Genomic DNA, 10,711 nt, shown 5'->3' on the forward strand with positions numbered 1-10,711 from the left:
GACTGCTGCCCATGGCCAAGAACGCACGAAGAACCCGACGCCTGGTGGCCGTTGCCGTCACCACCGTCGCTCTCGCCGGGACGCTCACCGCGCTGCCCGGCGCCACGACCGCGACCGCGAAGTCGCCCGACCCGAACCAGCGGGTCATCGTCGAACTGTCCGGGGACGCCGCCGTCGCCGCCGCCCCCAGCGGCACCCTGACAGCCCTCGCCGCCGGTCCCGCCGCCGCGGTGGCCGAGGCCCGGCGGAACCTGGCGGCCCGGCAGGACGCCTTCGTCGGGGAGGTGCGGAAGGCCGGACTGCACCCCGGTTCGCCGCGCAAACTCGGGCTGCTGGTCAACGCCGTGGCGATGACGGTACCCGCGTCGGAGACGGCCCGGCTGGCCGCGCTGCCGGGCGTCACCGCCGTCCGGCCCGACACCCGGATACAGGTGCGCACGGACGTGAGCGTGCCGCTGACCGGCGCGCCCGAGGTCTGGAAGCGCGCGGACCCGTCCGGGGTGAAGGCCACCGGCAGGGGCACCGTCGTGGCGGTCCTGGACAGCGGCGTGGACTACGGACACCCCGACCTCGGGGGCGGCTTCGGCAAGGACCGCAAGGTCGTCGGCGGCTACGACTTCGCCAACGGCGACGACGACCCGATGGACGACAACGGCCACGGCACCCACGTCGCGGGCATCATCGCGGGCAAGGCGGCCGGCAAGGAAGGCGTCACCGGCATGGCGCCCGACGCCCGTCTGCTGGCGTACAAGGTCACCGGCGCCGACGGCAGCGGCTACACCTCTGACATCGTTGCCGGTATCGAGGCGGCGGCCGACCCGGCCAACCCGTTCCCCGCCGACGTCATCAACATGAGCCTCGGCGGCCCCGGCGACGGCACCGACCCGCTGGGTCGCGCGGCGAGCGCCGCCGTACGGGCCGGAGTGGTCGTCGTCGCGGCGGCCGGCAACAGCGGGCCGGGCAGCGGCACCGTCAACACCCCGGCGTCCGCCGACGGCGTCATCGCAGTCGGCGCGTCCACCAGCGGGGTGCGCACCCCGAGCGCGTACCTCGCGGGCCGGAAGCCCGAACTGATCCAGACCTACCGGGGCATCCTGTCCGCGAACCCGCCCCGGGAGCCGGTCACCGCCCCGCTCGTGGACGTCGGCGCGGGCACCGCCGAGGACTGGAAGCGGGCCGGTGACGTACGGGGCAAGATCCTGCGGGCGGACATCCTCGTACCGCCCAGCACCGAGGTCCTGAGCCAGCAGGACGTCGACTGGGCGCGCGAGGCCGAGAAGCGCGGCGCGCTCGCCGTGCTCGGCGGCCTCCCGTCCCACGGCGGACCCGCACTCGCCGGCGGCCTCCCGTCCCACGGCGGACCCGCGCTCGCCGGCGGCCCCGGGACGTTCGGGGCCCCGGCGACGCCCGCGCGCCCCGACCTCGCCCGGGGCGCCGCCTCCGGGGACTCGCTGCGCATGGACCGCCTGGTGATGATGGGCATCGACACGACCCAGTACGACCAGTTGAGCCGCCGACTGGCCGTCGGCAAGGTGTCCGTCACCCTGCGCGGCGCCGACTCCACCGACGAGATCGCCTCGTTCTCCTCGCGCGGGCCGGGCACCGGCTTCGGCCTCAAGCCCGACCTCGTCGCACCCGGCGTGGAGATCCGCTCGGCGATACCCAGCTCGATGTACGGTCCCGGCGTCTACCGGATGTCCGGCACCTCGATGGCCAGCCCGCACGTCGCGGGCGCGGCCGCCCTGCTGCGCCAACTGCGCCCGGACCAGGGGACCGACGGGATCAGGTCCGCCCTCGTCGGCTCCGCCAAGCCGCTCGCCGGCACCGGCCCCGCCGTCCAGGGCAACGGACGCCTCGACGTGGCCGCCGCGGCGGGGGCCACCCTGGGCGCCTCCCCGTCGGCCGTGTCGTTCGGCCTCGCCGACCTCTCGGGCCGGACCGTGGGCGGCACCGCGAAGGTGCGCCTGACCAACCCCGGCAAGGCACCCCTGACCACCACCCTGAGCAGCAGCGGCCCCGCCACCGTGTCCCCGTCCCGGGTCACCGTTCCCGCCGGCGGGTCCGCGACCGTCACCGTCACCCTGCGCGCCGACCGCCCGGAGACCGACCGGGAGATCAGCGGCCGGATCACCGCCACCCCGGCGCGCGGCCCGGCCCTGCGGGTGCCGTACCTGCTGGTCGTGCGGCACCTGGTCGTCCAGGCGTCCCCCGACCCGAGCGACGGCCGCTCCACGGTGCACATCGCCTCCCCGACGGCCCTGAACGCGCCGCCCGAGATCACCGTCAAGTCCCCGCACGGCAGGAGCCACACCCTGCCCACGACCATGAACGGCGCCGGCTACTACCAGGCCGACGTGAACGAGAAGGCAGCCGGCGCCTACCTGCTGGACGTACGCGCCACCACCACCGACGGCCGGCGGATCACCGGCCGCGGCGCCTTCGAGGTCACCCCGGCGGGCAGCCGCGGCGACCGCTGGGAACCCGTCGGCCCCAACAGCGAGGCCGGTCACGTCGCGCTCACGCCCGCCCGGCCGAAGCAGGCCGTCGTGACCCAATACCGCAAGGCCGCTCCCTGGCTGACCACCGACGGCGGTGCCAACTGGCGCCAGGTCGGCAGGCTGCCGGTCGCCGACGGCAACGGCACCGGCGCGGTCGTGGTCGACGCCCGCCGCCCCGACCGCTGGTGGTACGCCGTCAACACGGCTGCCGACCCCACCCGCAGGGGCGCCGTCCTGCGCACCGACGACAACGGCCGAAGCTGGCGCAAGCTCGACGTGCCGGACGCGCACATCGAGGAGTTCGTCGCCGACGAGCAGACCCGTACCCTCGCCGCTCTGGTCGACGGCAGCCTGCTGGTCAGCACGGACGCCGGCGACACCTGGGCGACGTACCCCACCGGCGTGAACGGCGCGGTACGCGACGCGACCCTCGTCGGCGACACCCTCTACCTGGCGACCTTCGACAGGGTCTGGCGGATCGACGGCGTCGGCAAGGGCGATCCCGGTCCGGCGCACCTGGTCCTCGACGAACCGGTGAAGTCCGTCCGCGGCCTGACGGCCGACTCCACCGTCCTGCTGGCCCTCGTCCCCGGTACGGGCGTCCGCGGCTCCTACGACAAGGGCCGCACCTGGTCCACCGTGCTCCCCCTGAAGGAGGGCGGCAACGGACTGTCCGCCTCCGGCGGCGACCTGTACCTGCGCGCGCTGTTCGGCGCCGGGCAGGTCAGCCGGGACCACGGCAGGACCTGGCAGCCCGCGCAGGCGCCTTCCAGGGCCGCCATCCCGATGGACTACGACCGCTGGGCCGACGGCTCGGTGACCGTGTCCAGCGAGCAGGACGGCCTGTACCGCGGCTCGGCCGACGCCACCGGCTACCGCAGGATCGGCGTCCAGGGCCTGACCACCCTCGCCCTGGCGGCCGGCGGCGACCATCTGCTCGCCGGAACGGTGAGCGGCACCTACCGCACCAGGATCCCCGTCGCCGGCCCCGAGTGGGGCCAGTCCGGCGCGGAGGGCATGACCGGCCGCCTCACTTCCCACCTCGCCGTCTCCGCCCAGGACACCGCGGTGGTGTGGCAGGTCCGGCGCACCGCGACCGGCCTCTTCGAGGTCTCCCGCAGCGGCGACGCCGGCCGGACCTGGCAGGTGAAGGGCACCTCGTCGGAGGTGCCGACGTCGATCCTGGTGCACCCGGCGGACCCCGACCGGGTGGCGGTCGGCTTCCGGAGCATCTTCGGCGACGGGCTGTACTCGACCACCGACGGCGGCCACACCTGGAAGAACCTCTTCCACGAGAGGTCGTTCGACGCCATGGCTGGTGACCCGCGCGAACCGCGGCGCCTCTGGCTGGGCAACGCCTCGGGCCTCTACCGCTCAGACGACGGCGGCGTCACCAAGACCAAGGTCGCCGACGGTCCCGTCTCCTCGCTGACGACGGACGGCCGGCGCCTGGTGGTCGGCGGCGAGTCCATCCGGGTCAGCACCGACGACGGCAGGACCTTCCGGACCGCCGACACCGGTCCGCTCGCGGTCCACGTGTCGGACCTGCTGCGGGTCGGCGGGACGCTCTACGCCGCCACCACCAGCTCACGGGCCTCCGGACTCGTCCAGGGCGGCCGGGGCGTGCTGCGCAGCACCGACAACGGCCGGACCTGGGAGAACGTCTCCAGCGGTCTGCAGAACACCGACACCACCAAGCTGGCCGCCGCCCGCGACGGCCGCACGCTCTACGTCGGTACGGTCGACGGCGGCGTCCACCGCTTGACGCTGCGCCGCTGATCCCCGCTCGGGTGCACGGGCGCGCCGCACGACGGGCGCGCCCGTGCACCTGTGCGCCCGTGCATCCGTGCAGCCGGTGCGCGTGTCCGGTTCGGCTCCCCGTCCCGCTCGAACCGGACCGCCCGGCCGGCGAGAGGGCTGCCGTCCCCGTCGGCCTGGTGGTCACACGGTGGCCTCTTCCGGTGCGGTGGGGGCCCCGTGGTGGCGGCTGATGTTCCTGGCCAGCAGGGCGGTCGATTCCCGCACACCGACGGTACTCACGTCCGCGGCCGGCAAACGGCCGTCGGCGAGGCGCAGTTCGGCCAGGGCGGTCTCCATCGCCTGGTGCGCCGCGAAGAGGCAGGGCGTGCTGTAGATGGCGGCGTCGACACCGAGACCGGTCAGTTCGGTGAGCGAGAGACGCGGCGACTTGCCGCCGGCGATCTGGTTGAACAGCAGTGGCTTGCCTCCCACGACCTCGCGGATGCGCTGGATCCATTCGGTGCTGCGCACCCCGTCGACCAGGATGACGTCGGCGTCCGTGGCGGCGAGAGCCCGGGCCCGGCGCAGGATCTCGTCGTCCTCGGTCGCGTCCGTACGGGCCACGACGACGAGGTCGTCACGGGCGGCCAGGACCAGGTGGAGCTTCTCCAGGTACTCCTCCAGCGGCAGTACCAGCTTGCCGTCCGCGTGTCCGCAGCGCCGGGGACGCTTCTGGTCCTCCAGGATCACGCCGGAGGCTCCGGCGCGTTCCAGACTCCGCACCATGTGGCAGGCGACCTCGGGGTCGACGTATCCGTCGTCGATGTCCACCAGGAGGTGGTGCAGGGGGAACGCGCCGCGCAGCCGCTGGGCGAAGGCCAGCATGTCGGGCCACGCGATGAAGCCGATGTCGGGAAGCCCGTAGTGGGAGGCTGCGAAGCCGAACCCGGAGACGAACATCCCGTCGTAGTGCTCCGCCGCGATGGACGCCGAGTACATGTCGTAAACACCGATCAGGGGCGTCGTGCCCGGCACCGCGATCTGCTCGCGCAGCCTGCTTCCGTACGTCATCCTTCTGGTTCCTCCATCACTCCTCGGCGCACAGGCCGCTGAGAGGTCGCCACGACGGGCAGCCCTTTGCTCAACAGGGATGCTTTCGGAACGAGCCCGCGGGTTCACCTCGTGAAGGCTTTACTCACTCCGACGGCGTAACCCCTTCATCGCGGAGACGTCACCGGCACCCGGACCCGACGTGCAGGCCGCTGCCGATGGGACGCGCTGATGCCTGGGCCGGTGCGACGGCCGGGGGCGTCCACCCGTCTGCCGAGGCACACGTTCCAACACGGTGGATCTTGCTTGTCAGTCCACCTGGCGAGCGTCCCGGGGCCTCATCGGAGCGGTGGCGCACCGGACTTCCGCACCGCCCCTGGATCTTCGGGGCACGGATGGAGACGTGCACCGCGTACTGGATGCACGCGGCAGTTCGTGGAATCGGCACCGGCCATGCTCCAGTCGGTCCGGCCCGTGGCACCGACGTCGGCCTGGACAGCCCGCGGGACCCTCTCCGCCGTACCGTTGCCGACCGCCTGCGCTGGCGGTCACAAACCGTATCGAGGTGTCGTTCGAGAAGGCAGGTCCTGCGTCACGAAGCCACAGGGCACGACCCGGTGGATGTGATGTGCGTCTCTCCTTAAGAGTCGTTTAAGAATCAACGTCACCTTCGCCACCTTTTCGTGTGGCTTCACCGCAGTTGACGCTTCAATTGAGCGCCGCTCAAACTCTCCTAGTCCTCATTCCGGATCTTCGCCATCGCGCCGTATCGCCCGCGATCCACCTCATCTGGAGCACTCGATGCGCGACACAACTGCCCTGAGCACGCCGACTGACCGCGGTGCCCCCGAGTCGACGCCGCCCTCCGCTCAGTACGATCGCGTCTTCGGCAAGATCACGGAATGCGGCAGCGGTGAGTTGGGCGCGCGAGAGCAGGACGTCGAGCTCTTCGACACCACGCTCGCCCTGCCTCCCACCCCCGGAGCCACCGACGTCCACGAGAGCCGCAAAGGGGAGAAGACCCCCCGGATGCGGCACGCCTCGCGGTCGCGGTTGCGGTCGCGGGGGAGCACGTCGAAACCGACGCGCGAGAGTCAACTCGGCCTCTCGCTCCCGCTGCTGGTCTCCGGCGCTCTGGCCGCTGGGATCGGGCTCACCCTGTGCTTCACCTCCGGCCCCCATCGGACGTCGCCGGACAGGGTGATCTTGACGGTGCCCGACCTCCCGCCGCCCAGCGCGACCCCGAAGCCCCAGCCGTCCGCCAGTACGTCCGCAACGGTGAACCCGCCGGCTACCCCGCGGACTTCCGTCCGGAACGCGACACCCACCGCCCCGAAGGCGTCGTCTCCAGCCTCCGGTCGGCCGACGGCCTCCACACCCGGCGCCGTGCCCAAGCAGACGGAACAGCCCAAGCAGAGGAAGCCACCGCACCTCAGCCCCCCACAGCCCGAACCGCCCGGGAAGTGTCTCCGGCTGGGCAGTACCGGCGCCGAGGTCGTAGACCTCCAGCGCCGCCTTTTCCAGCTCTCTCTGTTCCTCGGGTCGGCCGACGGACAGTTCGGAGAGTCGGTGGAAGTGGCCCTGCGCCGTTACCAAGTGGCGCGCAACATCCCGGAGACACCCGGTGTGTACGGCCCGCTCACCCGGGCGGCCCTGCACGCCGAGACCCGCGGGAGTGACCGGGACGGCTGGAACAGCAGGGACAGTCGGGACGGCAGGGACGGCAAGGCCGACGGGTGCGGGCACGGCGGCTGGAACTGAAACGGCTGACGCGGCGGTCGAAGACGTCCACGCGGTAGGGCCATGCCCGTCTCCCCGCCCGGTGCCGCTTTGCGTAGGACCAGGTCACCGCGGTCATCAGGGCCGGGACGGCGAACAGCGGGGCGAAGACGAAGCCCCATAGGGCCTGTGCCGCACCACTCGACATGTACGTCTGGCTCTCGACGGTGAAAGCGACCACGAGTTGCCACAGCGCCACCAGGACCAGGGCCCCCGAGGCGGTCCAGGCCAGTGCGGACAGGACCCGGGGGCGCAGCGGCCGCCACCGGTCGCTGACGAGTAGCAGCGGAAACAGTGCGGCCAGTTCGGCGAGGACGGAGAGGCCGACGACGTAGGCGATGCCCCAGCCCGGTATGTCGAAGACGTCGCGCAGCACCTGATCGCTGTAGCCGACAGGGACACCGGATGCCATGGCGATGCGCCACAGGCCGGACGGAACTGCGCACAGAGCGATGGCGTGGGCGGCACGACGAGCCCAGACGGGCGCGGGGACGGGGACAGGGAGAGAAGCTGGCGCTGTGGTCATGACGTACATGCTGGTCCTGGACACGGCAGCCGCACGTCAGCCGCTACGGCGGACCGTCTCCCCCTGGCGGAGGAAGGCGCGCCCGCCGGGGAGGACCTAGGAAGGACGATCGCCGGACAGATGTGAGCGCCCGGCTACTGGACCCCGAGGAAAAATGTCCCGCCCCCGCCTGTCTACGACATCCACAACGCCCGCACCACCCGCGACATCCGCGCCTTCCACCCCACCCCCAGCCGCTGACGGTCCTTCTGGGCCGACGCTGAGCGTCCGCGACGCACACCGGGGAAGGCACGGAACTCGTACCGGGGACAAGCGACGACGACTCCCCCGTCACCGTCTTCGTGGCTCCGGTTCACTGAATTCGGCGCCTGTCCGGGTGATGTGGGCACTGGGCGCTTGCGCGGCACCATCTGCGCAGGTGAGCCGTGTCGTAGGCATTGTCCGCGTACGGTTGTCTCCGACTGCTTGCCGTGCGGCCTCGTGACGACCGGTGCAGGTCTCGAGGTTCCGGTTCGGCGTGTGGGAACACCGGTGGACGCTCCTGTGTTCGCGGATGCCGTCATACGGCGCAGCGGGGGCGCTCTCCGGCGGCAGCGAAATGGGAACCGGCGCGGCCGGGTACACAATGGGGTAAGCGACGCGGGCAGTTGGGCCTTTTTTCTGCCCACGGCCGCAGAACACTCACCCCTTTGCCGTTCCCGCCCACTCGTCTGCCACACATGGTCAGTACGACGGGCTCGTTAAGAGGTGTGTGACCTCATCCCAGCGCTTTCCCCGGACGGCAGGCCCGCAGGACGCCGACGCGCTCATCTCACTGCGGGGCGTGCTCCCTCGGCAGGACGGCCCTCCTGCCCCGTCGTCGGACGGCTCCGCCGCACCGCCCGACGGGGCTCCGGTCTTCACCGACCTTCTGGAGGACTTCCTTCAGGAACTCAACGCCATGCAGGCCGACTTCTACCACCGAGCCGTCTGCACGAGCTCCTGTGCTCCGGGCGTTCCCCGGCCCGCGCGTACCGGCGGGCCGAAGGCAGACGCGCAAGTGCTGCCGCTCAGCGCCGCGCGGACGGCGGCCACGGCGTGGGAGCACTCCCACTGTGGATGAGCACCGCAATCCCTTCGGCCTGGACGAAGCACTCTTCCTGCAAGAACCCGGAGACTGGGCCGGACCCCCCGCAGCACACCCCGAACGGCTGGTCCCCACGCAGGAGCTCTTCCTCCCGCGGCAGACCTCGTGGCCCGGCCCGATGGACATGGAAGCGGGCCTGGAGGACGAACTCGCCCGCATCCTGGGCACCTCCGCCGAACCGCCCGCGCAGCAGACGGAACAGACGCGGCAGCCTGACGTGCCGCTCCCGAGGCCCGGGTCGCACGACCATCGCAAACGGCGTCGGCCGCACACCCGGCTGCGGCGGCAGGGGTGGTCCTGGGTGCGCGGAGTCAGCATCAGTCTCGCCGCGCTCACCACCGTCATCGTGGCCATGGTCAGCGCCTTCGGCGCGGTCGTCACGTACAACCCGTTGCGCCACCTGGCCCAGCCGATCGTGCCCGGGCACCTGGCGGAACTGTGGCCACTGCTGGTGTACGGTCCATGGCTCGTCGCTTCCCTGTCCGTTCTGCGTGCCGCCCTCCACCACCGCGGAGCGGCACACTCCTGGTTCGTCGTCATCCTCTTCTCGGCCGTCGCGCTCACCCTGTGCGTCAACCACGCCGACAAGACCCTCGTCGGGATCGCGGTCGCCGGCCTTCCCCCGATCACCGCGCTGAGCTGCTTCCACCAGCTCGTCCGCCAGATCACCCTCACCCGCCCCCATCGCCGTCCGACCCGTCACAGGCCCGCACACCGGGTGCGCTGAGGCGCCGCGGCGGCCCGAGAAGCCGTCCGGCTGCGGTCCCTCCGTTTGTCATGTCGTGTCCTCCGCGCCCGATGCCTCTTTCACACCTGTGGCAGAGAGCGAGAAAAACAAGTCTTGGGTACAGCGAACTGGCCGGAAGACGTGGCGCAGTCGATCGAAACGGTCCACCGGGCCGGCCACCGCTCCCCGCGCGGGACCACGCCCTGCTGAGCACCCTCCACCACTCTGTGCGGGTGCTGCCGAATCCATCAACGACACACCAGCAGAAAGGCAACTTCTGCCCGACGAACAACCTGGTCTTCCACAGGCCGGCCCCACGAGGCGCCGTGCCTCGTCCAAGCCCAGCACGCGCGGCTGCCCCAACGCGTCAATCAGCGTCAGGTCGACCTCCCGGGCTTCGCGCGGCAGACGCCTGCCCAGCTCCTCCAGAGCGCCGGGCTCAGCTCGGGAACCGTCACAGGAGCGTCCGGTCGCCCACAACCGGGTCGCCGGTGTGGTGGTCACCGGCAACGAGGACAGGGGCCATCATGTGATTTCCGAGATCACCGGCGGCCTCACGGACATCGGCCACACCATTCCCGGGCGGGCGGTGGCCGCCGACCTGCACGCGGTCGCCCGCGCACTGGAAACCACGCCGATCGGACCGCCACCGGCCTGAGTGCCCGGCGCTCCGGAACGCTCGTCAAGGACACCGTCGCCCTGCACGAGTACGAGTACGACGTGCGAGTGCGACGTGCGTGCGAGCCTGCCTCCGGCCTCGGAGAACAACTGCTCGTTCTTTTCGGCGCGACGGGGCGTCTGGTCGGGTGCCCTCGCGCCACGGCACCTCAGGCCCCCGGCAGGAAGAGGCAGAATAGGTGACCGTGCGGGTCACGGAGCACTCGTACGTCCTTCTGCGGCTGGTGCTCCTCCACTGTCGCCCCCAAGGCGCAGGCGCGGGCGGTCTCCGCCTCCAGGTCGTCGACACGCAGGTCCACATGTGCCTGCATCTGCTGAGTACCGGGCCGCGGTGGCCACACGGGAGGCACATGGCCGGCCTCCAGCTGGAAACTGAGACTCGGCCGGTCCTGCTCCGGATCCTTCAGGCGAACCCACTCCGGGTCGCGGTCCTCCTCCTGCCAGCCCAGGAGGGCCCGGTAGAAGTCTGCGAGCGCCGGCGGATCGGGGGTGCCGAGAACGAAGGCACCGAGAGTCATGGTCATACCTGCCTCTTGCCCTTCTCCGGCGGACTCACCCGTGCCGCATCCGGGGAGAAGAGAGGGGAA

General features: G+C 71.6%; 5 protein-coding genes and 2 pseudogenes. 4 read left to right on the plus strand and 3 right to left on the minus strand.

What is annotated here, in order from left to right:
- Window positions 1–11: 11 nt before the first annotated feature.
- Window positions 12–4,277 (plus strand): S8 family serine peptidase, encoded by a 4,266-nt coding sequence (locus ACZ56L_RS10345; protein WP_471063089.1) that lies wholly within the window; start codon window positions 12–14, stop codon window positions 4,275–4,277.
- Window positions 4,278–4,439: 162 nt separating this feature from the next.
- On the opposite strand, the gene ACZ56L_RS10350 is transcribed toward ACZ56L_RS10345, so the two are convergent.
- A complete protein-coding gene (locus tag ACZ56L_RS10350; protein WP_345219276.1) occupies window positions 4,440–5,309 on the minus strand; it encodes an isocitrate lyase/PEP mutase family protein in 870 nt (289 codons plus the stop codon).
- Between the two features lie 1,008 nt (window positions 5,310–6,317).
- On the opposite strand from ACZ56L_RS10350, the pseudogene ACZ56L_RS10355 reads away from it, so the two are divergent.
- Window positions 6,318–6,884: pseudogene (locus ACZ56L_RS10355) on the plus strand (peptidoglycan-binding domain-containing protein); the annotation flags it as partial.
- 43 nt (window positions 6,885–6,927) lie between these two features.
- Here ACZ56L_RS10355 and ACZ56L_RS10360 read toward each other — a convergent pair.
- Window positions 6,928–7,479, minus strand: coding sequence for a hypothetical protein (locus ACZ56L_RS10360; RefSeq protein ID WP_471063863.1), 552 nt, complete (start codon window positions 7,477–7,479; stop codon window positions 6,928–6,930).
- A 1,208-nt stretch (window positions 7,480–8,687) separates the two neighbouring features.
- Here ACZ56L_RS10360 and ACZ56L_RS10365 point away from each other — a divergent pair.
- On the plus strand, window positions 8,688–9,446 hold the full coding sequence (locus tag ACZ56L_RS10365; protein ID WP_345219274.1) for a DUF2637 domain-containing protein: 759 nt from the start codon (window positions 8,688–8,690) through the stop codon (window positions 9,444–9,446).
- Window positions 9,447–9,909: 463 nt separating this feature from the next.
- Window positions 9,910–10,104 (plus strand): annotated as a pseudogene (locus tag ACZ56L_RS10370) (flavodoxin family protein); the annotation flags it as partial.
- A gap of 169 nt (window positions 10,105–10,273) precedes the next feature.
- On the opposite strand, the gene ACZ56L_RS10375 reads toward ACZ56L_RS10370, so the two are convergent.
- Entirely contained in the window at window positions 10,274–10,648 is a 375-nt protein-coding gene (locus ACZ56L_RS10375) for a VOC family protein (protein ID WP_471063091.1), read from the minus strand.
- Window positions 10,649–10,711 lie beyond the last annotated feature (63 nt).

It is taken from the genome of Streptomyces sp. NPDC039736 (assembly GCF_055596485.1).